The sequence below is a fragment of the Haloarcula marina genome (assembly GCF_024218775.1).
Classification (GTDB): domain Archaea; phylum Halobacteriota; class Halobacteria; order Halobacteriales; family Haloarculaceae; genus Haloarcula; species Haloarcula marina.
The window spans coordinates 3,086,891-3,108,465 of sequence record NZ_CP100404.1 but is presented as its reverse complement, the minus strand read 5'-3'; the positions used below and the strand labels follow the sequence as shown (position 1 = coordinate 3,108,465).

Annotated in this window: 26 protein-coding genes; 16 read left to right on the top strand and 10 right to left on the bottom strand. The window is 67.4% G+C overall.

The features are described 5' to 3' along the window. The first annotated feature begins 85 nt into the window (after nucleotides 1–85). The 6 genes from NJQ44_RS16365 (at nucleotide 86) to hisS (ending at nucleotide 4,566) form a co-directional block, all read left to right on the top strand. On the top strand, nucleotides 86–1,123 hold the full coding sequence (locus NJQ44_RS16365) for a lysylphosphatidylglycerol synthase transmembrane domain-containing protein (protein WP_254272401.1): 1,038 nt from the start codon (nucleotides 86–88) through the stop codon (nucleotides 1,121–1,123). Between the two features lie 62 nt (nucleotides 1,124–1,185). Further along, nucleotides 1,186–1,647: a 30S ribosomal protein S19e gene (locus NJQ44_RS16360; RefSeq protein WP_254272400.1), complete on the top strand. Its 462-nt coding sequence runs from the start codon at nucleotides 1,186–1,188 to the stop codon at nucleotides 1,645–1,647. 79 nt (nucleotides 1,648–1,726) lie between these two features. After that, nucleotides 1,727–2,074 carry a DNA-binding protein gene (locus NJQ44_RS16355; protein WP_254272399.1) on the top strand — a complete coding sequence of 116 codons (348 nt, stop codon included), beginning with the start codon at nucleotides 1,727–1,729 and terminating at the stop codon, nucleotides 2,072–2,074. Beyond that, nucleotides 2,075–2,677 carry a DUF7411 family protein gene (locus NJQ44_RS16350; RefSeq protein WP_254272398.1) on the top strand — a complete coding sequence of 201 codons (603 nt, stop codon included), beginning with the start codon at nucleotides 2,075–2,077 and terminating at the stop codon, nucleotides 2,675–2,677. It abuts the gene before it with no gap. An 80-nt stretch (nucleotides 2,678–2,757) separates the two neighbouring features. Then, entirely contained in the window at nucleotides 2,758–3,222 is a 465-nt protein-coding gene (locus tag NJQ44_RS16345; protein ID WP_254272397.1) for a universal stress protein, read from the top strand. Between the two features lie 45 nt (nucleotides 3,223–3,267). Beyond that, a complete protein-coding gene (hisS, locus tag NJQ44_RS16340) occupies nucleotides 3,268–4,566 on the top strand; it encodes a histidine--tRNA ligase (RefSeq protein ID WP_254272396.1) in 1,299 nt (432 codons plus the stop codon). Here hisS and NJQ44_RS16335 read toward each other — a convergent pair. After that, a complete protein-coding gene (locus NJQ44_RS16335) occupies nucleotides 4,563–5,069 on the bottom strand; it encodes a GNAT family N-acetyltransferase (RefSeq protein ID WP_254272395.1) in 507 nt (168 codons plus the stop codon). The two genes, hisS and NJQ44_RS16335, sit on opposite strands and share 4 nt — an antisense overlap. A gap of 96 nt (nucleotides 5,070–5,165) precedes the next feature. Between NJQ44_RS16335 and truA the strand changes: the two genes are divergently transcribed. The 3 genes from truA to pan2 all read left to right on the top strand — a co-directional run bounded on the left by truA (nucleotide 5,166) and on the right by pan2 (nucleotide 9,186). After that, nucleotides 5,166–5,978: a tRNA pseudouridine(38-40) synthase TruA gene (gene truA / locus NJQ44_RS16330; protein WP_254272394.1), complete on the top strand. Its 813-nt coding sequence runs from the start codon at nucleotides 5,166–5,168 to the stop codon at nucleotides 5,976–5,978. Between the two features lie 103 nt (nucleotides 5,979–6,081). Then, entirely contained in the window at nucleotides 6,082–7,872 is a 1,791-nt protein-coding gene (gene pepF, locus NJQ44_RS16325; protein ID WP_254272393.1) for an oligoendopeptidase F, read from the top strand. Nucleotides 7,873–7,965: 93 nt separating this feature from the next. Next, complete coding sequence (gene pan2, locus NJQ44_RS16320) at nucleotides 7,966–9,186, top strand: proteasome-activating nucleotidase Pan2 (protein ID WP_254272392.1); 1,221 nt, start codon at nucleotides 7,966–7,968, stop codon at nucleotides 9,184–9,186. Nucleotides 9,187–9,225: 39 nt separating this feature from the next. Here the strand turns inward: pan2 and NJQ44_RS16315 are convergent, their stop codons facing one another. Then, nucleotides 9,226–10,377, bottom strand: a complete 1,152-nt coding sequence (locus tag NJQ44_RS16315) for a hypothetical protein (RefSeq protein WP_254272391.1) — start codon at nucleotides 10,375–10,377, stop codon at nucleotides 9,226–9,228. Between the two features lie 142 nt (nucleotides 10,378–10,519). Here NJQ44_RS16315 and NJQ44_RS16310 point away from each other — a divergent pair, with 142 nt between their 5' ends. Then, complete coding sequence (locus NJQ44_RS16310; RefSeq protein WP_254272390.1) at nucleotides 10,520–11,734, top strand: outer membrane protein assembly factor BamB family protein; 1,215 nt, start codon at nucleotides 10,520–10,522, stop codon at nucleotides 11,732–11,734. Between the two features lie 3 nt (nucleotides 11,735–11,737). Here NJQ44_RS16310 and NJQ44_RS16305 read toward each other — a convergent pair whose 3' ends face one another. Beyond that, on the bottom strand, nucleotides 11,738–13,144 hold the full coding sequence (locus NJQ44_RS16305) for an MBL fold metallo-hydrolase (protein ID WP_254272389.1): 1,407 nt from the start codon (nucleotides 13,142–13,144) through the stop codon (nucleotides 11,738–11,740). 191 nt (nucleotides 13,145–13,335) lie between these two features. Here NJQ44_RS16305 and NJQ44_RS16300 point away from each other — a divergent pair, with 191 nt between their 5' ends. Next, complete coding sequence (locus tag NJQ44_RS16300; RefSeq protein WP_254272388.1) at nucleotides 13,336–13,806, top strand: pyruvoyl-dependent arginine decarboxylase; 471 nt, start codon at nucleotides 13,336–13,338, stop codon at nucleotides 13,804–13,806. Between the two features lie 96 nt (nucleotides 13,807–13,902). After that, nucleotides 13,903–14,256 (top strand): DUF5811 family protein, encoded by a 354-nt coding sequence (locus NJQ44_RS16295; protein WP_254272387.1) that lies wholly within the window; start codon nucleotides 13,903–13,905, stop codon nucleotides 14,254–14,256. A gap of 1 nt (nucleotide 14,257) precedes the next feature. Here NJQ44_RS16295 and NJQ44_RS16290 read toward each other — a convergent pair whose 3' ends face one another. The 3 genes from NJQ44_RS16290 to NJQ44_RS16280 form a co-directional block, all read right to left on the bottom strand. Continuing rightward, nucleotides 14,258–14,461 carry a DUF8015 family protein gene (locus tag NJQ44_RS16290; RefSeq protein WP_254272386.1) on the bottom strand — a complete coding sequence of 68 codons (204 nt, stop codon included), beginning with the start codon at nucleotides 14,459–14,461 and terminating at the stop codon, nucleotides 14,258–14,260. Between the two features lie 103 nt (nucleotides 14,462–14,564). Then, nucleotides 14,565–16,370, bottom strand: coding sequence for a translation initiation factor IF-2 (infB, locus tag NJQ44_RS16285; RefSeq protein ID WP_254272385.1), 1,806 nt, complete (start codon nucleotides 16,368–16,370; stop codon nucleotides 14,565–14,567). Nucleotides 16,371–16,453: 83 nt separating this feature from the next. Further along, nucleotides 16,454–16,975 carry a plastocyanin/azurin family copper-binding protein gene (locus NJQ44_RS16280; RefSeq protein WP_254272384.1) on the bottom strand — a complete coding sequence of 174 codons (522 nt, stop codon included), beginning with the start codon at nucleotides 16,973–16,975 and terminating at the stop codon, nucleotides 16,454–16,456. A gap of 89 nt (nucleotides 16,976–17,064) precedes the next feature. On the opposite strand from NJQ44_RS16280, the gene NJQ44_RS16275 reads away from it, so the two are divergent. Both NJQ44_RS16275 and NJQ44_RS16270 read left to right on the top strand, forming a co-directional pair. Continuing rightward, a complete protein-coding gene (locus tag NJQ44_RS16275; protein ID WP_254272383.1) occupies nucleotides 17,065–17,304 on the top strand; it encodes a PRC-barrel domain-containing protein in 240 nt (79 codons plus the stop codon). After that, nucleotides 17,305–17,763: an NOB1 family endonuclease gene (locus NJQ44_RS16270; RefSeq protein ID WP_254272382.1), complete on the top strand. Its 459-nt coding sequence runs from the start codon at nucleotides 17,305–17,307 to the stop codon at nucleotides 17,761–17,763. 1 nt (nucleotide 17,764) lies between these two features. Here the strand turns inward: NJQ44_RS16270 and NJQ44_RS16265 are convergent, their stop codons facing one another. The 4 genes from NJQ44_RS16265 to NJQ44_RS16250 form a co-directional block, all read right to left on the bottom strand. Continuing rightward, nucleotides 17,765–17,911: a CopG family transcriptional regulator gene (locus tag NJQ44_RS16265; RefSeq protein ID WP_254272381.1), complete on the bottom strand. Its 147-nt coding sequence runs from the start codon at nucleotides 17,909–17,911 to the stop codon at nucleotides 17,765–17,767. Nucleotides 17,912–17,975: 64 nt separating this feature from the next. Then, nucleotides 17,976–18,767, bottom strand: a complete 792-nt coding sequence (locus NJQ44_RS16260; protein WP_254272380.1) for a CPBP family intramembrane glutamic endopeptidase — start codon at nucleotides 18,765–18,767, stop codon at nucleotides 17,976–17,978. 66 nt (nucleotides 18,768–18,833) lie between these two features. Then, nucleotides 18,834–19,043: a hypothetical protein gene (locus NJQ44_RS16255; protein ID WP_254272379.1), complete on the bottom strand. Its 210-nt coding sequence runs from the start codon at nucleotides 19,041–19,043 to the stop codon at nucleotides 18,834–18,836. A 95-nt stretch (nucleotides 19,044–19,138) separates the two neighbouring features. Further along, on the bottom strand, nucleotides 19,139–20,434 hold the full coding sequence (locus NJQ44_RS16250) for a glucose-6-phosphate isomerase (protein WP_254272378.1): 1,296 nt from the start codon (nucleotides 20,432–20,434) through the stop codon (nucleotides 19,139–19,141). An 84-nt stretch (nucleotides 20,435–20,518) separates the two neighbouring features. On the opposite strand from NJQ44_RS16250, the gene NJQ44_RS16245 reads away from it, so the two are divergent. Beyond that, complete coding sequence (locus NJQ44_RS16245; protein WP_254272377.1) at nucleotides 20,519–21,046, top strand: DUF8056 family protein; 528 nt, start codon at nucleotides 20,519–20,521, stop codon at nucleotides 21,044–21,046. A 42-nt stretch (nucleotides 21,047–21,088) separates the two neighbouring features. Then, the gene (locus NJQ44_RS16240; protein WP_254272376.1) at nucleotides 21,089–21,556 is read left to right on the top strand and encodes a DUF5812 family protein; all 468 of its coding nucleotides are present in this window, start codon (nucleotides 21,089–21,091) and stop codon (nucleotides 21,554–21,556) included. The last annotated feature ends 19 nt before the right edge of the window (nucleotides 21,557–21,575 follow it).

Sequence of the window (21,575 nt, the reverse complement as noted above, 5' to 3'; positions counted from 1 at the left end):
TCGGTGGCGACGCCGCGACAAAACGACAGGGGATGTCCGGCCGCCGGTCGGTACGTTGAAAGCCGAGACGGTCGACGCACCCTGTATGGACGGCAACCGCGTCGCGACTGTCGCCGGATTCTTCGGGGCGGTGGCCGTCCTCGCCGTCCTCGTCTGGGTCGTCGGCGTCGAGCGGACGCTCTCGGCGCTGTTGCGGGCCGACCCCGCCGCCCTCCTCGTGGTCGTCGGCATCGCCTCCGTCTGGCTGACGGCATGGGGACTGGCGCTGTGGTCGGTGTTGCGGGCGCTCGGAACGCCCGTCGCCCCGTACACGGCCGTCCTCGTCTACGCGGCCGCCGTCTTCTCGAACAACGTCACGCCGTTCGGGCAGGCCGGTGGCGAACCGCTGTCGGCCCTGCTCATCTCCTCGGCGGCCGACAGCGAGTACGAGACGGGCCTCGCGGCTATCGCCAGCGTCGACACGGCCCACTTCGTCCCCTCCATCGGCTACGCCATCGTCGGGTTCACGTTCGTCGCGGCGGGCGCGGTTCGTCTGGGCCGGAACCTCGTGTTCGCGGCCGTCGCCGTCGCCGTCCTCGCGGTCGGCCTCCCGGTCGGAGCGTACATGGGGTGGCGCTACCGCTACGAACTCGAAGCGACCGTCGTCGACCTGTTCACGCCGCTCATCCGCCTGCTCGGGAAGGTGGCCCCGCGCCGGTCGCCGCCGACCACCGACGCCATCGAGGCCCGCATCGAGAGCTTCTTCAGCGCTATCGACCGCATCGCCACGGACCGGCGGACGCTCCTCCAGACGCTCGGACTCTCGGCGGTCGGGTGGGCCTGTCTCGCGGCGTCGCTGTGGACCTCGCTGTACGCCGTCGGGTACGTCGTCCCGGTGGCCACCGTCCTCTTGGTCGTCCCCGTCGGAAGCATCGCCAGTATCGTCCCGCTTCCCGGCGGGTCGGGTGCCATCGAGACGGTGCTCGTGACCCTGCTGGTGTCGACGTCGCCGGTCCCGGCGGCCGCGGCGACCTCAGCGGTGCTCATCCACCGTGGGGCGACGTACCTCTTGCCGACGCTCGTCGGGGCCGGGGTGGCGAGCGCCCTCGGTGCGGACCGCGCCGTCGCCAGCGCGGGGGAGTGAACCGTTCACGCCCGCAGGCGCGAACGATGCGCTTAAATGACGCCGACGGAAAGCAAGTGCCAATGACGACACTCTACGACGCCCCGGCCGAGGACCTCATCGAGGCCCTCACTGCGACGCTCGACGAAGAGGACGCTATCGAAGCCCCCGAGTGGGCCACCTTCACGAAGACCGGCGTGGACCGCGAACTCCCGCCCGAACAGGACGACTTCTGGGCGCGCCGCGCCGCCAGCCTCCTTCGGAAGGTCGCCGTCGACGGTCCCATCGGCGTCAACGCCCTCCGCTCGGAGTACGGCACGTCCAAGCAGGGCACCACCCGCTACCGCGTCCGTCCGCACCAGAAGTCCAAGGGCTCGGGCAACATCATCCGCACCGCGCTCCAGCAACTCGAAGACGCCGGCTACGTCGAGACCAGCGAGAACGACGGTCGCCGCATCACCGGCGAGGGTCGCGCGCTCCTCGACGACACCGCCGGTGAGGTCCTCGAAGACCTCGACCGCCCGGAACTCGAACGCTACGCGTAAGTCCGGTTCTCTCTGTTTCTGTCCAGCGAACAGGGGTCCGAAATCGTTTTCCGGCAGACGCCGGTAGTTCCCTATAGCTATGAGTGGCGACCCCAGCGAGGAGGAACTCGAAGAACTCCGTAAAGAGAAGATGGAACAGCTGAAAGAACAGCAGGGCGAGGGCGACGCGGAGGCCCAGCAGGCCGCCCAAGAACAGGCCGAGGCCCAGAAGAAGGCCCTGCTCCGACAGCACCTCTCCGACGGCGCGCGCAAGCGGCTCAACACCGTCAAGATGTCCAAGCCGCAGGTCGGCGAGCAGGTCGAACAGCAAATCGTTGCGCTGGCCCGCAGCGGCCGGATTCAGGGGCAGGTCGACGAGGAGAAGATGAAGCAACTCCTCTCGGAACTCACGCCCGACTCGAAGAGCTTCGACATCAAGCGCCGCTAGATGCACTGCGGGTTGCTGTACAGCGCTGGGAAGGACTCGACGTTAGCCGCACTGCTCCTCGAGGATTTTTACGACGTGACCCTCGTCAGCGGCACGTTCGGCGTCGTCGACCCCGACCCGGCCCGCGAGGCGGCCGAATCGGTCGGGTTCGACCACGAGACGGTCGACCTCGACCCCGCCGTCGCACGGGAGGCCGTCGAGCGGATGTACGACGACGGCTACCCGCGAAACGGCATCCAGCGAGTCCACGAACACGCCGTCGAGCGCGTGGCCGAGGGCGAGTGGACCGAATCGCTGGACGCCGTCGCCGACGGGACGCGCCGGGACGACCGCGTGCCGACGGTCGACCGACCGCTGGCCCAGAGCGTCGAGGACCGCTTCGGTGTGGCCTACCTCGCACCGCTCGCGGGCGTCGGCCGCGGCGCTATCGACGCGATGGCCGCCCAGTCGCTGGACGTGGAGACGGGGCCGAGCGCCGAGATTCCGAAAGCCGATTACGAGGTGGAACTGCGGGCGCTACTGGTCGAGGAGTACGGGGAGGGGGCCGTCGACGAGGTGTTCCCCGACCACATCCAATCGCGGGTTCGCGGACGGTCCGAGTGACGTGAGCGTTCTCACAGACTGACGACGCACACCGGGGGCTAAGTGGCTCTCACTCGGATATTCACGTGGAGGGGGTACACGTGACGGTATTCGTCCCGTACGACGGCACGCCTATCTCGACGGACGCGCTGTCGCGCGCGCAGTCGCTGGCCGAACAGAGCGACGAGCGACTGGTCGTCGCCACCGTCGCGCCGCACAACCGCCGCGAAGCGGTCGAGTACGGTTGGCTGGCCGACGACGAGTCGTTCGACACCGAGACGGTTCGAACCCGGCTAGCGGTCCGCGTCGACCGCGTCGCCCCGGCCGCGGAATTCGTCTTCGAGGTGGCCGACGGCCGCATCTCCGCGGGCGGTATCGCCCGCGAACTCCGCGACATCGCCCGCGCGGCCGATGCCTCGATGGTCGTCGTCGGGAGCGAGAACGTCGGGCGGCAGGTCCGACCGTCCAACACCGTCGCGGGCAGGGTGGCCGCCCGATTAGAGACGGACCTCTACGTCGTCCAGACGGCCGACGCCGGGTTCCATCCGCTGCACGAAGGGCACTGAGGCGGAACGGACAGTTTCAAGCGCGCCCTGCCTGTACGCGCAGGTATGTACGACCGCGTGAAGGGCTTTCGCGATTTCTACCCCGAGGAGATGCAGGCGCGTCGGTGGGTCATGGACACCATCGAGGGCGTCGCGACCCGCTACGGCTTCCGGGAAATCGGGACGCCAGCGCTCGAACCGACCGAGATGTACGTCGACAAGAGCGGCGAGGAAATCGTCGAGGAACTGTACCACTTCGAGGACAAGGGGGGCCGCGACGTGGCGCTCACCCCGGAACTGACCCCATCGGTCGCTCGCATGTTCGTCGAGAAACAGCAGGCGCTCTCGAAACCGGTCAAGTGGGTGTCGACGCGCCCGTTCTGGCGCTACGAGCAGGTCCAGCAGGGGCGCTTTCGCGAGTTCTACCAGACGAACGTCGACATCTTCGGGTCGTCGGACCCGGCGGCCGACGCCGAGATTCTGGCCGTCGCCGTCGATATGCTCACCGACCTCGGGTTGGCCGACGAGGACTTCGAGATTCGCGTCTCCCACCGGGACATCCTCTCGGGCTTGCTGGAGTCGTTCGACGCCGACGTGGACACGCGCGAGGCCATCCGCACCGTCGACAAGCGGGCGAAGATAGACCGCGAGGAGTACCTCGACGACCTCTACTCGGCGGGCCTCAGTTACGACCAAGCCGAGACGTTCGACGACTTGCTCCAGAGCGGCGAGGAGGAACTCGATGCACTCGCCGACCGGTCCGAAGCGGTCGCCGACGCCGTCTCGAACCTGCGGGCGGTCCTCGACGCGACGGCGGACTTCGGGGTCCGAGACGCCATCACGCTCTCGCTGACCACGGCCCGCGGCCTCGATTACTACACCGGCGTCGTCTTCGAGTGCTTCGACTCGACCGGCGAAGTCTCGCGAGCGGTGTTCGGCGGCGGCCGCTACGACGACCTCATCGAGGGCTTCGGCGGCCAACCGACCCCTGCGGTCGGGTTCGCGCCGGGCCACGCGACCCTCCAACTGCTCTGTCAGCGCGCGGGCGTCTGGCCCGAGGAGGAACTGTCGACGGACTACTACGTCCTGCAGGTCGGCGACACCCGCGCGACCGCCGCCCGCATCGCCCGTGACCTCCGCGAGAAGGGCCACGTCGTCGAGACGGACGTGGCAGACCGCTCCTTCGGCGCGCAGATGGGCTACGCCGACGGCATCAACGCCGAGACGGTCGTCATCGTCGGCGAACAGGACCTGGCGAACGACGAGGTGACACTCAAGGAGATGGACGAGGGCGAGCAGATTTCCGTCCCGGTTGCGGAGTTCCCCGGCGACCGCGACCGGCCGACGTTCGAGGACTACGCTTAGAGCGGGCGCTCCATCTCGTGTTCGGCCCGGTCGCGCAGTCGCGTCTCGAAGCCGACCTTGTCGTACAGTTTCATCGCGACGTGGTTCGTCCGGGCGACGGCCAACCAGACGTGGTCTCGGCCGTTCGCCTGGCCGTAGCCGAGCAGAGCCTCGATGAGTCGCGTGCCGATACCCGCCGACTGGTACTCGGGATGGACGAAGATAGCGAGTTCCGAGGAGTCGCGCGAGGGGACCAGCACTGCGTGGCCGACGGCGGCCTCGTCGTGCCAGACGACGACGTTCAGCCCCTCCTCCAGTAGCGTCTCGACCCACTCGCGAATCTGCGTCTCGCCGCGCGGTGGGACGCCCTGTGCTCGGGACTCCTCGTCGAAGTCCGTGTACATCGCCACCAGCGGGTCGGCCCCGCCGTCGTACGCCTCGATGTCGACCGTCCGCGCTCGTTCGTCGGTGAACGTGAGCGGCGGTCGCGGGAACTGACGGACTTCGTCGGCGGCAGGTGTCATTGCTCGAAAAGAGGTGACGGACGCTCCTAAACCCGTCTATCGTTCCCAACCAGTGAGAGTCGGACTGCACAAGTGCGTCCCCGCCGAAACGGAGGTATGCGCGCGTACCGGGTCGCCTACGACGGGCGGCCCTACAACGGCTTCCAGCGCCAACCGGACGTGCCGACGGTCGAGGGGGCGCTCCTCGACGCGCTGGCCCGACTCGGCGCGTTCGACCGGGACGAGGGGACGCCGCCGGGATACGCCGCCGCGGGCCGGACCGACGCGGGCGTCTCGGCGGTGGCACAGACCGTCGCCTTCGCCGCCCCCGACTGGCTCTCGCCCGCGGCGTTCAACAGCGAACTCCCGGCGGACGTGCGCGCGTGGGCCAGCGCGGCCGTGCCCGACGACTTCCACGCGACCCACGACGCCGCCGAGCGCCGCTACACCTATCACCTGTACGCGCCCGACGCCGACGACGAACTGGCGAGCGCGGCGCTGTCGGCACTTCGTGGCGAACACGACTTCCACAACCTGACGCCGGACGACGACGGGACGGTTCGGACGCTTTCCGGGTCGCTCTCCCGGGACGGCCCGTTTCTCGTCGTCCACTTGCGGGCGGGCGGGTTCTGTCGGCAACTCGTCCGCCGCGTGGTCGGTCTCCTGTCGGAAATCGCGACCGGCGAGTCGCCGCCGTCGAAGGTCGACCGCGTCCTCGCCAGCGACCCGTTGCCGGGACCGGCGGGCGTCGCCCCGGCCGCCCCGTATCCGTTGGTGATGACCGGCGTCAGCTATCCCGGTGTCTCGTTCGCCGCCGACGCCGACGCCGTCGAGAGCACGCGGGCGGTGTTCGCCGACCGCCGGGCCGAACGGCTAGCAAGCGCGCGGGTCGCCGGGTCGGTCACCGACGGCCTGCCCGACGGCGAGTGACCGTCCCGGGTCGTTCGAGTGACGGTCTCGGACGACGCTCGGGACGCGATTCGGCGGCCGACGGCCGGAAAGGCTTACTTCCGGGCGGGTACTACGCCGGGCCATGAGTTCGGTACCCGCCCGCGAGGACATCGACGAGACGTACAAGTGGGACCTCGAATCCCTCTACGCGACCGACGAGGACTGGGAGGCGGCCTTCGAGGAGGCCGAGAGCCTCGTTTCGGACCTCGAAGCCTACGAGGGGCGCGCCACCGATGACGCCGCGACCCTGCTCGCGACCTTAGAGACCTACGAGGAACTGATGCGGACCGTCTCGAACGTCGTCTCCTACGCCCGGATGCGCCGCGACGAGGACACGACCGACGACACGTATCAGGCCCTGACGGCCCGCTCACAGTCACTCTCCTCCGATGCGAGTAGCGCGGCCTCCTTCCTCGAACCGGAATTACAGGACGTAGAGTGGGCGGACATCGAGGCGATGATGGCCGACGAACCCGACCTCGCGGCCTACGAGCACTACTTCGACGACGTGCTCCGGATGAAAGAACACACCCGCTCGGCCGAAGTCGAGAACCTGCTGGCCGAACTGGGCGAGGTCACCGGCGCGCCAGGTGAGGTGTACAACATGCTCGCCAACGCCGACATGGAGTTCCCCGTCGTCGAGGACCCCGACGGCGACGACCAGCCGATTACCCTCAACAACTTCACGACGCTCCAGAAACACCCCGACCGCGACTTCCGCCAGCGGGTGTACGAAGCGTTCTACGACGAGTGGGAGACGGTCCGCAACGCCGTCGGCACGGCCTACAAGAACGCCGTCAAGACGGACGTGAAGATGGCCCAGGCCCGCAACTACGATACCGCCCGCGAGGCGGCGCTCAACGGGCCGAACGTGCCGACCGAGGTGTACGACACGCTGGTCGACACCGTCCACGACAACATCGAGACGCTCCACCGCCACGCCGAACTGAAGCGCGAGGCAATCGGCGCGGACGAACTGCGGATGTGGGACCTCTACACGCCGCTCGTACAGGAGGAGTCGCCCGAAATCGAGTACGAGCAGGCCTGCGAGTACGTCACAGAGGCCGTCGCACCGCTGGGCGAGGACTACCAGTCCCGACTCGCCGAGGGCCTCGAATCCCGGTGGGTCGACGTCTACGAGACGAAGCACAAGCAGTCGGGCGCGTACTCGGGCGGCACCTACGACTCCCAGCCGTTCATCCTGATGAACTATCAGGACGACGTGGAGTCGATGTACACGCTGGCCCACGAACTCGGCCATTCGATGCACTCGGAGTACACCAGCGAGGAGCAACCGTTCGTCTACTCGGGCTACGAGATTTTCGTCGCCGAAGTCGCGTCGACGGTCAACGAGACGCTGCTGACCCATCACCTCTTGGAGACGGTCGAGGACGAACGCCTCCGTCGGCACGTCCTCAACGAGTACCTCGAACGGTTCCGGTCGACGCTGTATCGACAGACGATGTTCGCGGAGTTCGAGCACAAGACCCACGAGATGGCCGAGGCGGGCGAACCGCTGACGCCGGACCGCCTCGACGACCTCTACGCCGACCTGAAAGGCGAGTACTACGCGCCCGCCGAACTCGACGACCGCATCGCCCGCGAGTGGATGCGCATCCCGCACTTCTATCGGGCCTTCTACGTCTACCAGTACGCGACCGGCATCTCGGCCGCCGTCGCGCTGGTCGACGGTATCCTCGAAGCGGGCGAACCGGCCGCCGAGCGGTACATCGACTTCCTCGGCAGCGGTTCGCGCGAGTACCCGCTGGAACTGCTCCGCGGCGCTGGCGTCGACATGGCGAGTCCGGACCCTGTCGACGCGGCGCTATCGACGTACAGCGAGTACTTAGACGAGTTCGCCAGCCTCAGCTAATCCGGCGGACACCGTCGAACGTATAAATACGTTTCAGTCCCCCACCCACCCAAAGGCACTTTGTATCTCAGCCGCGTAGTGCCGTCTATCCAAATGTCGCGTAGTCCCTCGCTTCCGGAGCGACCGCGGTTGGACCTCGACCCCGATATGACCCCAGACGAACGGCTCGAGGCGCTCCGGGACCACTTCGAAGACATCGTCAGAGTGAACGAACAGCTTACCGACCAACTGGACAGCGCCCGCGACCGGCGACAGGGGCTCGCCGACGAAGTCGACCAGCTCGAACGCGAAAACGAGACGCTGAAGACCTCTTCGCTGTACATCGCCACCGCCGAGGAGATAACCGACGACGGCGTCGTCGTCAAACAGCACGGCAACAATCAGGAGGTGCTGACCGAGGTGTCGCCGTCCATCCGGGAGACGCTGGAGGCTGGCGACCGCGTCGCCATCAACGACTCCTTTAGCGTCAAGGAGATTCTCGACCCCGAGACGGACGCCCGCGCGCAGGCCATGCAGGTCACCGCCTCGCCCGACGTCACCTACGACGACATCGGGGGCCTCGAAGAGCAGATTCGCGAAGTCCGCGAAGCCGTCGAGGAACCGCTGGTCAACGCCGACCGCTTCCGCGAAGTCGGCATCGAACCGCCCAGCGGCGTCCTGCTCCACGGTCCGCCGGGGACCGGGAAGACGATGCTGGCGAAGGCCGTCGCCAACGAGACGGACGCCACCTTCATCAAGATGGCTGGCTCCGAACTCGTCCGGAAGTTCATCGGCGAAGGGGCGCGACTCGTCCGCGACCTGTTCGAACTGGCGAGCGAGCGCGAACCGGCTATCATCTTCATCGACGAAATCGACGCCATCGCCTCGAAGCGAACGGAGTCGAAGACGTCCGGCGACGCCGAGGTCCAGCGGACGATGATGCAACTGCTCTCGGAGATGGACGGCTTCGACGAGCGCGGTGAAATCCGCATCATCGCCGCCACCAACCGCTTCGACATGCTCGACCAGGCGATTCTCCGCCCGGGTCGCTTCGACCGCCTCATCGAGGTGCCGGAACCGTCGCTCGCGGGCCGCGAGCGCATCCTCGAAATCCACACCGAGGAGATGAACTTAGACGAGAGCGTCGACCTCGTGGCGATGGCCCAGCAGACCGACGGACTCTCCGGGGCCGAACTGGCGTCGCTGGCGACCGAAGCCGGGATGTTCGCCATCCGCGACGAGCGGACGACGGTCCAACAGCGCGACTTCGAGGACGCGCTGAAGAAGATAAACCACGACGAGGAGACGGGCAGTCAGCCGGTCGCGTTCGCCTGACCGGCGTCCCGGTCGTCGTTTTCTGCGGATTTCGGCGTTTCAGTTCCCGCGAACCTCGATTCTCGCGGCCCGTCGAACGGGCGTGTAGACCGACCCGGCGGTGACGGCGTACGTTCCGGGTCCTAGTTCGGTCCGTGCCAGCGCGCCGTCCCGGCAGGTAGCCGCGATGCAGGTAGCCGCATCGCGGGCGGCCGCGCCGACGGCCCGCCGGTCGCGCCCGCCGGGCGACAGCGGCGCGACCGCCGTGTGTCCGCTGGTCGAACGGCCGACCCACTCGCCCTCGACGAGTTCGAACAGCGTCCAGCGGTCCCGACGGACCGGACCGTGGCTGTGGTTGACGAGTTCGACGGCGAGTGGGTCGTCTGGGCCGACCCGTTCGCGCGTGGGCCGGAGATACGTCGTCGTCTCGGCGTTGGCCTCGTGGAACCACGCGACGCCGCCGTCGCCCGGGAGCGCTGGGAGCGACTCCCCGGCGAACCGAGAGCGGGTGGTCGGGCCGGGACTGTTCGAGTCCCAGAGGGTGAGCGTCGCGCTCGTCTCGCCGCCGAAGCGGTAGGTCCCGGTGGGACGAGCGGCCGAGTCGGGACCGCCGACGAGGCGGTACTCCAGCGGGACCCACTCGCCGGGAGCGAGCGCGTGTCGCCCGGTCAGCCAGCGGTCGGCGTCGGCGCTGACGACGCGCCAGTAGTCGCCATCGGCGGCTACCTCGGGAGGTCGCTCCGCGAGCGGATTCCGAGCGGTCGGCGCGAGATACAGGGTCGACTCGCCAGCGTCGTGACGAGCGGTAACGCTCCCGACGGCGGCGAGTCGCCGGAGGCTGAACACCCGCTCTGCGTCGCCGGTGTTGCGGAGCCATCCCTGCACGCGAGCGGGATGGTCGGCGGTCGCGGTGCGGTCGAACCACAGCGCCGCCGACCAGTCGGCGTCCGGCGGGACCGAGAGCGACAGCGCGCAGGTCCGCGGGCCGGTGTCGAGGGCGACGACGGGCGACGCCTCGGGCGGGCGGTGTAGCCGTAGCCACTCCTCGCTCGTCTCGGGCGCGGCGGCCAGGTCGGCGGGGGTGTGCATCGCAGACCCGGTCGGAATCTCGTCGACGGGCGTGTACTCCGGCGTCCTAGCGCGCCCGAACGAACACCCGGCCAACCCGGGCACGGCGGCGGCCAGCGAGGACAACACGGTACGGCGTCGCACGGGCGAGTGCTACACAGCATCGTACAAACCGCTTCCGACTCGTGAATCGGTCGTAGAGGCGGTAATTCAGCCGAATTGTGACGTTTCCAGACTCGGTCGGTTCGCCGCGTCATTTATCCCGTCCCGGTCGGTACGGGGGTGCGTGAACGAGCGCGGACACACGCGACGGGCGTTCTTGACCACCGTCGGCACCGCCGTCGTCGGGTCGGTCGCTGGCTGTCAGTCGGGATTCGACCCGCTGGCGTCGACATCGCTGGACGAATTCGCGGCCACGCAGTTCCGGAACGGCCTCCTGAATCGGGGCTACACCGACCGGCCGATACCGACGAGCGTCGAGAAAGCGTGGGAATTACCGACCAACCGCGGCGACCACACTGCGGCGAAGGGGAGTCCGGTGCTCGCCCCGACCGGTGACTTGGTCGTGGCCGACGACACCGGGCGGATACGCGCCGTCTCGACGGACGGCGAGGTGCAGTGGGCGACGACCATCACGCAGGCGGGTCGGGGGAGCCACGGGACGGCGGCTATCGCGAACGAGACGGCCTACATCGGGACGTACGACGGCGTGCTGTCGGCCGTCGACGTCGAGACGGGCCAGCGTCGCTGGCGGACCGACCTCGGGGACGCCATCGGCGCGAGTCCGACCTACTACAACGGGGTACTGTACGTCGCCGTCGAACACGCCGCGCCCAGCGGCAGTGTCGCGGCCGTCGACGCCGCCACCGGGAGCGTCCAGTGGCGCGACACGCGGCCGACGAACCACCCGCACTCGACGGTGGCGCTCGACCGCGAGAACGGTCACCTCCTCTTCGGGTCGAACGACGGCCACGTCTACGCGTGGACCTTTCCGGAACTGGAGCGGTCGTGGACCTACGACACCGGCGGCGACGTGAAAGCACCCATCGCCGTCGCGGACGGCCTCGCCGTCGTCCCCTCGTGGGCCGGGACCGTCACCGCGCTGCACGTCGCCGACGGGTCGATGGAATGGGAGTTCGAGGCCGACGCCGACCTGATGTGCGCTCCGGCGGTCGACGGCGGGACCGTCTACGTCGGCAGTCACGACGACAACGTCTACGCCATCGACCTCGCGACCGGCGAGGAACAGTGGCGCTTCGACACCGGCGGCTGGGTCATCGGCAGCGTCGTCGCTACGCCGGAGCACGCGTTAGTCGGGTCTTACAACGCCACGCTGTACGCGCTGGACCGGAAAAGCGGCGAGGTGGCGTGGGCCGTCGACAACCGCGGCCACGTCACGAGCGCACCGCTGGTCACCGAAGACGCCGTCTACTACACCGAGCGAGCGGTCGACGGGGCGGCCGACCGGCCGGGTCGCCTGTACAAACTCGTCGGGCAGTAGGTCTCAGTCCGACTCGGCGGTGGCGTCGTGACTCGCGGTCGCCTGCACGTCCGCGCCGTCGGCGTGGAACGACCCGAGAACGTTGTACAGGCCGCGCTCGTAGATGTCCGGTTCCTTGCTGATACCGATGTGTGAGCCGATTTTGGCGTCGGCCCAGTACGCCCGGTGTGGTCCCTCGAACAACCGTTTGAGCAGTCGGGGTTCGACCTCCATCTTCACCCACCCGTCGTCGTAGTCGTCGGTGTCCACGTCGGTGACGAACTCGAATCCCTCTCCGTTCATCGACAGCTCCAGACAGACGCCGTCGACGAGCGGAATCAACACCGTCGTATCGGTTTCGTAGCCGATGCGGGCGCGTTTCCCCTCCATGTTCTCGTAGGCCAGCGGGACGTACGCCCGGAACTCGTCGATGGTCGGCATCGGGTCGTCATCGAAGTCGAACGACCGGGGAGCCAGTTCCTCCTCGATGTAGCGCTGTTTGGCCGCCTTGTCGACGGGCGTGAAGGGGGCCGACCGCTCGCCCGTCGCCACGTCGATGTGCTCGCCGGAGTTGAGGAAGACGCACTCGTGGGCGTCCGTGTCGACGTGGGACTCGAAGAACGCCTTCGCCTCCTCGCGCGGCGGGTTCGCGGTGTACTCGTTCAGGTGCGCGAGGTCACCGGCGAGGACGTACTCCCCGGCGAACGGGAGGTAGTACGTCGGTTCGAACAGGTCGATGAAGTTCAGCGCGAGTTCGTGTTTCTCTTGGATGACCCGGTCGCGCTCGGCGATTTTCTCCTCGTGGTCGTAGTTGGTGACCGCCTGCGGGTAGAACTGCGCGGCGCTGTACTGGTGACAGAGCATGTCGATGTCGCCGTAGTCGGCCTTTATCTTCTGGCAACTGGACTCGGCCATCGGGTAGGGACAGTCGTTCGTGTTGACCAGCGTGTGCTCGCCGTCGTCGATGACGGCCATCGAGTCCACCTGCGTCGACCCGGTCTGGTCGGCCTCCGTGTCGTACCACGTACAGCCGAAGAAGTTGCCACAAAGTTCGGGGTCACAGCCGTCGGCCGCGAGGACGTTGATGTGGGTGTCGCCGCCGAGGTGGGTGCGCTCGTCGTGGGACAGTTCGATGGCCTCGAAGCCGAGGTCTTCGACGGCGTCTTTCAGGTAGTCCCAGCGATAGTCGTGGATGAGGACGGGGATGTCCGTGTCCATCCGCTTGAGCGTCTCGGGATGGAAGTGGTCGGGGTGGACGTGCGAGATGTAGATGTAGTCTACGTCGTTGAAGTCCTCCGGTTCGAAGTCCGGGTCCGGATAGTGGGCCCACGACCCGTAGTACGCGCCGTCGATCAGCCACGGGTCACAGAGAACGTCCACATCGGCCGTTTCGACGAGAACCGCTGCCGATTCGAGATACGTGACTTGCATAGCTTCCGGGTAGCGTCGCCATGTAATTGTTATCGATTGGTTGATTCGAATAGTCTGGCGTTATCAATTCGGGAAATGCCGATTACCGGCCGTAGTCAGATTGTACCCGCTGGGAGCACCCGTTTTTCTGTGGGTGGGTGTCGGCTCTCGGAAACGAAACCCCTTACCGGTCGGGTCGTCGATGCCCTCGTATGAGTACGATTCGGGTCGTGTGGGGGGCCGCCACCGGGCCGACCGCGCTGTCGTCGTACGACGCCGCGCTCGCCGAGGCTGGCGTCCACAACTACAACCTCGTGACGCTCTCGTCGGTCATCCCCGCCGGACCGGCAATCGAGATCGTCGGGACCGCCCCGGACCTCGGGCCGCCGGGCGAGGCGCTGGAAGTGGTCCAGTCGGCGGCTACCGCCGCGCCCGGAGAGCAGGCGGCCGCCGGTATCGGGTGGGCACGCACGGCCGACGGCCCGGGCATCTTCTACGAAGTCGACGGCACGGACCCCGAGGCCGTGCGCGCGGAGATTCGAGAGGGACTGGCCGCCGGGCGCGAACTCCGCGAGTGGGAGTTCGTCGAGCAGCAAGTCCGCGTCGAGTCGGTCGCTCCCGAGGAGTCGTTCGCCAGCGCCGTCGTCCTCGCCACCTACGGGCAGAGCCATCCCGTCGTGTAGGCGGTGACAAATGCCGTAGATAACCGTCGATAACGGCCGATTTCGCACAGTCATTGGGTTTTTAGTACCCACCCCCCTAATCTCATGAGAACGTCTATGTATGGTAATTCGCCGCTCGGTGGCGAGACGGAGAAGGTGACGCTCACGCCGGAACAACGGCAGACGCTTCGGAAGGACCTCGCGGGCGTCGCCGCCCGAACCCGGGAACTCCTGCCGGGCGAGTTCGTGGTTGGCTCCGAGATTAGCGACGGCCAGAACGGTCCCCGGGCGACCATCGCCGTCCAGCCACCGGTCGGGTCTGTCGTCAGCGCCGACTACACGCCGGAGGACCCGGAGAACGCGACCATCTCCGACGACGAACGAGACGACCTCGCACAGGGTATCGCGGCCTCCGCGGCCCTGCAGGTCAAGCAAGTGATGGGCGATACGGCGACGCCGACAGCCCAGTAATCTACGCCGCGGCCGGTTCTTCTTCGGGCGGGTTGTAAAACAGCGCGTAGCCGATGGACCCGCTCGCGGTGAGACTGCCCGCACTCAGCGCCGTGACGACGCTCAGCGAGGTGAGAACGCCGCCGAGACCCGCCAGCACCATCGAGAATGCGATACTCGCGAGGACGAGGTCGGCCGTCGAGAGCGTGTGGGCGGCTCCGAGCATCGTGTCTCCACGGAGACACGCCTGCTAATTAAATATTATTACTCGGTGTGAGTCCGGGCTTCGCCGTCGGTGTTCGCGGAATCGTTCCAGACCCGATTCGTCGCTACTTCCCCCAGAAGGGGTCCCGATTTCGATGCTTTTCGAGGTACATCGACAGCGCCTCTCGCTCGTCGACGGAGATGTCCTCTTTCAGTTCCTGTTCCAGTATCTTGGCGTGTTTCTCGGGAATCTCGACCCAGAGGTCGTCGCCCTCTTCGATTTGGCGGCCGACGGTGGGGCCGTCGATAGAGGCGGCCAGTCGTTCGCCGGTGCGGGCGGCGTCGATGTCCTCGCCCTCGTCCTGTAAGGACTTCAGTCGGCCGACCCGTTTCGGATCGCCGCCCTCCCACTTCACGACGTTGACGTTCCGCCGGAGTTCGCCCGACAGCACCTCGATGCCGACGACGGCGGGGTCGGACTGTCGGAAGGTGTGGTCCGGCAGGACGCGGAACTTCGCGGGGCGGGTGATGTTGTCCAGAATCTGCTCTTGCTGGGCTTCCTTGATGCCGGTGACGTGGTCGTCGTACTCCTCGATGAGTTGGTAGATGACGTCGTTCTCGAACAGTTCGACGTCCTCCTGTTCGGCCAGTGCGCGGGCGTCGTCGAGAACGTCGACGGAGAACGCGAGGATGGCCCGATGGGTCGGTTCGTTGGCGGTGTCGGCGACCCGGATGTCACGCGGGGCGACGGCCCCGACTTCGGCGCGCATGATGGGGATTTCCTCCTCGGCGAGCGTACTGGAGAGGGCTTCCAGCGACCCGAGCGTGTCGGCCTTGACGACGACGCCCTCCTCTTGGGTGGTGACCTCGATTTCGGCCAGTTCCTCCTCGACTTCGGCGATGACCTCGGCCCGGTTGCGGTTTCGGATGACGCGAATCGGCGCACCGGCCATCGCGTTGTCCAATTCGGGGGCGGCTATCTTCACGCCGTCCGCCGCGGCGACTTCGTCGACTTGCTCGAACTGCTTCTCCGTGCGTATCTCTTCGAGCGGCCGTGGGCGCAACAGCGCCCGAACGTCGGTGACGATGGGGCCTTGGAGGCCGCCGACGACGATGGTGTCGTCCGCGCGGATAGTGCCGTCGTAGATGATGGCGTCCAGCGTCGTCCCGAAGCCCTGGGTGTCTTTCACTTCGAGGACGGTGCCGACGCCGGGGCCGCTGGCGTCTATCTCCATCTCCTCTTTCATGTAGCGCTGGGAGAGGCCCATCATCACGGTCAGGAGGTCCGGGACGCCCTCGCCCGTCTCGGCGGAGACGGGGACGACGCCGATGTTGGCTTGGAAGTTCTGGACCCGCCAGTACATGTCGGCAGAGAAGCCGTTGTCGGAGAGTTCGCCGATAATCTCGTACAGTTTCTGGTTGAGGTCCGACTGGACGCGGTCTGACTGGGCGTCCATCGTCGCCTGGACCGGCATGTTCTCGTTGGGGTTCCACCCGGGGACGGTGTCTATCTTGTTCGCGGCGACGATGAAGGGCGTCTGCGTGCGTTTGAGGATGTCGATGGCCTCCAGCGTCTGCGGTTGGAAGCCGTCGTTCACGTCGACGACGAGGATGGCGATGTCCGCGAGCGCCCCGCCGCGGGAGCGAAGCGTCGAGAACGAGTGGTGGCCGGGCGTGTCGATGAACAGCAGGCCCGGCAGGTCGAAGTCCGTCGGGTCGACCAGTTCGCCGGCGATTTCGGAGATGACCGACAGCGGTACGGCGGTGGCGCCGATGTGCTGAGTAATCGCGCCGGACTCTCCGGCCGTCACGGCGGACCCGCGGATGCGGTCCAACAGGCTCGTCTTCCCGTGGTCGACGTGGCCCAGCACCGCGACGATGGGCGTCCGGAGGGTGTGGTCCGTCTCTGTGGTGGCGTCGGTGTCAGACATAGATGGCCCCAGAAGTTACCGGAAGGTGTCGGTGACGGTAGTTAAGTTCGTCGTCATGCGCTCACGGCCGCGAACTGCGCGCTTCACTCGGTGACGGTGAACGAACCGGCCATGTCGAGACTGCGGTGGGGCGCGCAGTAGTAGGCGTACTCGCCGGGCACGTCGAAGGTGTACGCGTAGGTGTGGCCCGAGGAGAACGTCCGGCCCGCGTCACCGGGCGTGCCCGTCCACTCGCTCCCGTCCGGCGTCGTCTCGGCTTTGACGTTGTGGTTGCTACCGCGCCACTCCCACAGGACCGTGCTACCGACCGGCACCGAGAACGTCGCCGGTTCGAAGACGAAGTCGCCGGGGCCGACGAGCACTCGCTGGGCCACGTCGGGCGTCGGCGTCGGGGTGGCCGACGGCGTCGCCGTCCCAGCGTCGGTCGCCGTTTCCGTCGGCGCGTCGGTGGCCGTCGCGGTCGGCGTCGGTGTGTCGGTCGCGGCGTCGGTGGCCGTCGGGGTCCCCGCGTCGGTCGGGGACTCCGACCCGCCGCCACAACCCGCCAGCGCGCCGGTGACGCCCGTCGCCATCGCCGCGAGGAACGACCGTCGACTCTGTTCCATGACAGTACTGCGGGCCAGACGCGTAAAACCGTGTTGCGGGCGTCAGACACCCCCGTGGCGTTTATGTAATCTCACACGGAAGGGCGAGTATGGCTGAGATACTCGCCGAGAATCTCTCGGGGAAAGACGTCATGGGCAGCGACGGCAAAGAACTGGGTAGCCTCTACAACATCACGATGGACCTCTCCTCGGGGGCGCTGAAGAACCTCGTCATCGACCCCGCGGAGACGGTCCACAACACCGACTTCGAGTACAGCGAACAGGGCCGTCTGCTCGTCCCCGTCGAGCGCGTGACGGCGGTGAAAGACCATATGATCGTCGACCGGTAGATGTACGTTCTCGATTCGTCCGCGTTCATCCAGGAGTATCACACCGACGAGCAGATAGCGTCGATTCCGCTCGTCCACGAGGAACTTGAAGGGCAGGCCGCCTTCCGCTTCGACGCGCTGGAAGGCTCCGGGATGCACCTCCACATCCCCGAATCGGGTACCGTCGACCGAATCGAACGGGCCGCCCGCGAGACGGGCGATTTGGCGGAACTCTCGGACACCGACGTTCGGCTGCTCGCGGCCGCCTTCGAACTCGACGGGCGACTGGTAACCGACGACTACGCGATGCAGAACGTCGCCGAGAAGATGGATATCGACGTGGAGGTCATCGCCCGCGACGGCATCTCCGAACAGCGCGACTGGCTGTTCCAGTGTGCCGGATGTGGTCGGGAGTTCGACGAGAACCACGACCGCTGTCCGATCTGTGGCAGTTCGCTCTCGCGGAAGAACCCCGCCTAACTCAGACCGACTTGCTTTCTACGTCTTCGAGGCCGAGGTCGATGAGTTGCTTGAGGACTTCCTCCTCGGTGATGCCGTAGCGACGGGCGAGGACGCCGATGGCTCGGGCTTGGCCGTCGTCGCACACGACCGTGTACCGAGTTGCCATGTCCCTGAGTGCAACTGCCGATTGCATAAACACCCGTCAGACAGCCGTCACACGGCCGAACGGCTCAGACCGGCAGTTCCGCGCCGGTGGTCACGAGGTAGTAGTTGAGGACGAACAGCCCGGCGTTCCAGAGGCCGTGGGCCAGCGCTGGAACGGCGATGCTCTCGGTGTACTCGTAGATAGCGCCTAACACGAGGCCCAGCGACCCGGCGACGAGGATGTACGTCCACGCGCTGCCGGAACTGATGGCGAAGTAGTGGCCGACGCCGAACAGCGCGCTCGCGAGGACGAGGCCGGGCACCAGTCCGAACGACCGGCGGAGCAGGCCTTGGACGACGCCGCGGAAGACGAGTTCCTCGGCGGGACCGACGAACAAGAGGGCGACGGGGACCATCCAGAGGAACAGTTGCGGGTTCGACCGGCCCTGCGTGATGATACTGTTCTGCCCGGTTTCGACGACGACGCCGAACAGGGCGTCCGCGAGGTAACTGAGTACTTCGACGACGACGCCCATGACCATCGCGCCGACGAAGATGCCGACGACGCCGACGAGCGCCCATCCCACGTCACCTAGCGTCGGCGAGCGAACGTGAATGAGCGAGCGGTCGTCCCTGACGACGACGAACCCGAGGGCCGCGACGATGAAACCGACGAACGCGAGGGCGTTCAGCGCGGCGTAGAGGCCCGGCGCGACCTGTGAGGGGTCTAAGGTGTCGACACCGAACGCCGCCATCCCGAGTTGGCCGAACAGCGCCGCGAGGATGAACGCCGCCGCGACGACGGCCAGCGCCCGGACGACGCTCGTGACGACGGTCCGGCCGTCGGCGACCGAGACGTACGGAGGGGTGAATGCCATGGCGAAACGTGCGCGACAGTAGGCGTGCGCCCCTCAAGACCCCACCGATTGGCGCATCGAGCGTCGCTACGCCGTCCGGTCGTCGATGTGATGGATTGCGCTCGGCGAGAGCAACCGACCGGTCGGGAGCTTCACCCAGCCGTTCGCCAGCACCCGTAGCGCCCCTTCGTGGAGCACCGTCTCTTGAGCCATGTCCGCGTAGACGACGGCGTCCTCGGACTCCTGTACGATGTTGTCGACGGCGTCGCCCCAAACCGGTTCGTCGGAGATGACCATTGGAGTGTCGTCTCGGCGGCGAGACAAAACAGTGTCGCGGCGTCCCTCGCGTCCGCCGTTCCCCTCCGAGACCCCTCCCTCCGGTCGCCGTCTCGCTACTCCACTACGTAACTCGGCCGGTCGGCGACGGTTCGCGTCTCCTCGGTGTCCTCACCGGCGAGCAGGCCCCGAGCGGCGCGTTTCCCCCACTCGACGGCCGGTTGGGTGAACGTCTCCACGTCGGCCAACTCGCCCACGAGGACGCAGGCGGCCTCCATCGCGTAGAGGAGTTCGCCGAGGCCGTGGGCGTCCAGACGGTCGATTTCCACCTCGACGGCGGGCCGCCCGGCCGCCGAGAGACTCGCCACCGTCGCGTCGTACTCGGCGTCCAGCAGTTCGCCGAGGCCCGTCCCGGCGAAGTACGAGAGCGAGTCGTGGTCGGTGTCGGGCACGTCGACGGCGGCCCGTTCGCGGGGGCGGACGACGGTCACCATCTTGTCCCGCGGGCCGGCCCGGTACAGTTGGAGTTGGGAGTGCTGGTCGGTCGCACCGAGGGCGCGGGCGGGGGTCTGTCCGCGGCCGTCTTTCCCCAGACTCTCGGCCCACAGTTGGGCGAACCACTCGGCGAAGAACTCCAGTCGCTCGGCGTAGGGCATGACGGCGTTGACGCTCGCGCCTTCTTCTTCGAGTGCGTAGGCCATCGCGCCGTAGGCGTACGCCGGAGTGTCGTACAGCGACGGCCCGAGGCCGTCGGCGACGCTCGCCGCGCCGTCGAGCAGTCCCTCGATGTCCAGTCCCAAGATAGCGGCAGGGACGAGTCCGACCGAAGACAGCGCGGCGAACCGGCCGGGGACGCCGTCCGGAACCGGGAGCGTCGGCAGGTCGTGTTCGTCGGCCAGTTCCCGGAGCGGTCCCGACTCGCCGGTCGTGACGACGGTCAACTCGGTCCAGTCGATGTCGAGGTCCTCGTAGGTATCGCGGACGACGAGGAAGTTCGCCAGCGTCTCCGCCGTCGTGCCGGACTTCGAGACGACGTTGATGGCCGTCTCCGCCAGCGGGAGCGAGTCCAGCGTCCGGCGGACGTGTTCTGGGTCGACGTTGTCGAGGATGACGTGTCGGTCGGGGTCGTCGGCCAGCGCCGCCGTAACCGTCTTCGCGCCCAGCGCGGACCCGCCGATGCCGACGGTGAGGACGTACTCGGCGTCCGCGACGGATTCGACGGCCGATTCGATGGCGGCCGCGTCGGTTCGCTCGGGGAGGTTCAGCGCGGCGTAGCCGAACTCGCCGTCCTCGCGGCCGCGGGCGATGCGTTCGTGGGCCGACGCCACGCGGTCGTCAAGGCCGTCGAGGGCGTCCTCGTCGACGCCGGGGTCGGCGACGGTGCCGAGTGCGGCACCGATGTCAACGTACATACGCGCCGAATCGGCGGCCTGCTACATAGGTCCCGTGGACCCGATAGCGGGGCGTTTAACCGCCCCGTTCACCTAGCCCCGACGATGACAGACGCGACGACGGTCGAGGGTGCCGAGGGCAAGACGTACAACGGCCTCCCCGGCGCCTTTCTCTACGCCCTGCGAACCAGCGAGTCGTGGCTGTTCAAGGGCTACGTCGTGTTAGCGCTCTTGTTGACTCTCGCCATCGGGTTCGTGTTCGTCTCCGGCCTCCTCTCCATCCTCGCGGCTACGAGCACGGTCCGGGGCGGGACGTTCACCTTCTCGCGCTCCTTCTTCCTGTTCGTCGGCTTGCTCGTCGTCGCGCCGCTTCTCGCCCCGGTGTTGCTCGTCGCCCGCCGCCACCGTCGCTCCGTCTCGACGGTCGCGTACGACCGCGGGATGGCCCTGTCGGCGCTGGGGTTCGTCGCGACGCTGTACGTCGGCCTGGTCGTCTCCGTGCCCCCGGCCCTGCAGGAATCGACGAGCAGTGGGGTTATCGCGGCGCTGTACGACCTGCCCCAAATCGCGGGCCTCGTCCCGCCACTCGTCGGCGTCGCCGTGATGTACGCGGTTCACCGCGTCCTTCGGTGACGGGTCGAAACCCGGAAAAACGCCGCCGACGTACCGCCGCCCATGAGCACGAAAGACGGGACGTTTCTCGTCACCCACGCCGACGACGAATCGGTAACGTTGCGCGACGTGGCTGACTCGCAGGTGCTGACCCTCTCGGAGAATCCCGGTCTCGACGTCGGCACGGTGGTCGAGGCGACGGTCGAACCCGAACCGCCGATGGAGGTCACCTACACCGTCGCCGACCTCCGCGACGAGCGGACCATCCCGGTCGAACGCACCGACCTCGAACCGACGGCACAGGCCAAAGACCTCGCGGCCGACCAGCCAGTCGGCGACCTCACGACGCGCGAACGCGCCGGTGAGGGCGAGATTCACGTCCTCACCGTCGACGAGGACGGCGCGGACGCGGCCGCCGACGAAGTCGTCGACGACGAGGCGACCCTCGCACGGGCCGCCCGTCTCGGCGTCGACCGGGTGGAGGTCCGAACCGCCACCGGCGTCGTGAGCGTGCGGTATCTGCCGGACTGACGCGGGCTGTCGGTTTTCG

Coding starts and splice junctions, on each gene's coding strand:
- NJQ44_RS16365 (WP_254272401.1), top strand. CDS start 86: ATGGACGGCAACCGCGTCGCGACTGTCGCCGGATTCTTCGGGGCGGTG.
- NJQ44_RS16360 (WP_254272400.1), top strand. CDS start 1,186: ATGACGACACTCTACGACGCCCCGGCCGAGGACCTCATCGAGGCCCTC.
- NJQ44_RS16355 (WP_254272399.1), top strand. CDS start 1,727: ATGAGTGGCGACCCCAGCGAGGAGGAACTCGAAGAACTCCGTAAAGAG.
- NJQ44_RS16350 (WP_254272398.1), top strand. CDS start 2,075: ATGCACTGCGGGTTGCTGTACAGCGCTGGGAAGGACTCGACGTTAGCC.
- hisS (WP_254272396.1), top strand. CDS start 3,268: ATGTACGACCGCGTGAAGGGCTTTCGCGATTTCTACCCCGAGGAGATG.
- NJQ44_RS16335 (WP_254272395.1), bottom strand. CDS start 5,069: ATGACACCTGCCGCCGACGAAGTCCGTCAGTTCCCGCGACCGCCGCTC.
- truA (WP_254272394.1), top strand. CDS start 5,166: ATGCGCGCGTACCGGGTCGCCTACGACGGGCGGCCCTACAACGGCTTC.
- pepF (WP_254272393.1), top strand. CDS start 6,082: ATGAGTTCGGTACCCGCCCGCGAGGACATCGACGAGACGTACAAGTGG.
- pan2 (WP_254272392.1), top strand. CDS start 7,966: ATGTCGCGTAGTCCCTCGCTTCCGGAGCGACCGCGGTTGGACCTCGAC.
- NJQ44_RS16305 (WP_254272389.1), bottom strand. CDS start 13,144: ATGCAAGTCACGTATCTCGAATCGGCAGCGGTTCTCGTCGAAACGGCC.
- NJQ44_RS16300 (WP_254272388.1), top strand. CDS start 13,336: ATGAGTACGATTCGGGTCGTGTGGGGGGCCGCCACCGGGCCGACCGCG.
- NJQ44_RS16295 (WP_254272387.1), top strand. CDS start 13,903: ATGTATGGTAATTCGCCGCTCGGTGGCGAGACGGAGAAGGTGACGCTC.
- NJQ44_RS16290 (WP_254272386.1), bottom strand. CDS start 14,461: ATGCTCGGAGCCGCCCACACGCTCTCGACGGCCGACCTCGTCCTCGCG.
- infB (WP_254272385.1), bottom strand. CDS start 16,370: ATGTCTGACACCGACGCCACCACAGAGACGGACCACACCCTCCGGACG.
- NJQ44_RS16280 (WP_254272384.1), bottom strand. CDS start 16,975: ATGGAACAGAGTCGACGGTCGTTCCTCGCGGCGATGGCGACGGGCGTC.
- NJQ44_RS16275 (WP_254272383.1), top strand. CDS start 17,065: ATGGCTGAGATACTCGCCGAGAATCTCTCGGGGAAAGACGTCATGGGC.
- NJQ44_RS16270 (WP_254272382.1), top strand. CDS start 17,305: ATGTACGTTCTCGATTCGTCCGCGTTCATCCAGGAGTATCACACCGAC.
- NJQ44_RS16265 (WP_254272381.1), bottom strand. CDS start 17,911: ATGGCAACTCGGTACACGGTCGTGTGCGACGACGGCCAAGCCCGAGCC.
- NJQ44_RS16260 (WP_254272380.1), bottom strand. CDS start 18,767: ATGGCATTCACCCCTCCGTACGTCTCGGTCGCCGACGGCCGGACCGTC.
- NJQ44_RS16255 (WP_254272379.1), bottom strand. CDS start 19,043: ATGGTCATCTCCGACGAACCGGTTTGGGGCGACGCCGTCGACAACATC.
- NJQ44_RS16250 (WP_254272378.1), bottom strand. CDS start 20,434: ATGTACGTTGACATCGGTGCCGCACTCGGCACCGTCGCCGACCCCGGC.
- NJQ44_RS16245 (WP_254272377.1), top strand. CDS start 20,519: ATGACAGACGCGACGACGGTCGAGGGTGCCGAGGGCAAGACGTACAAC.
- NJQ44_RS16240 (WP_254272376.1), top strand. CDS start 21,089: ATGAGCACGAAAGACGGGACGTTTCTCGTCACCCACGCCGACGACGAA.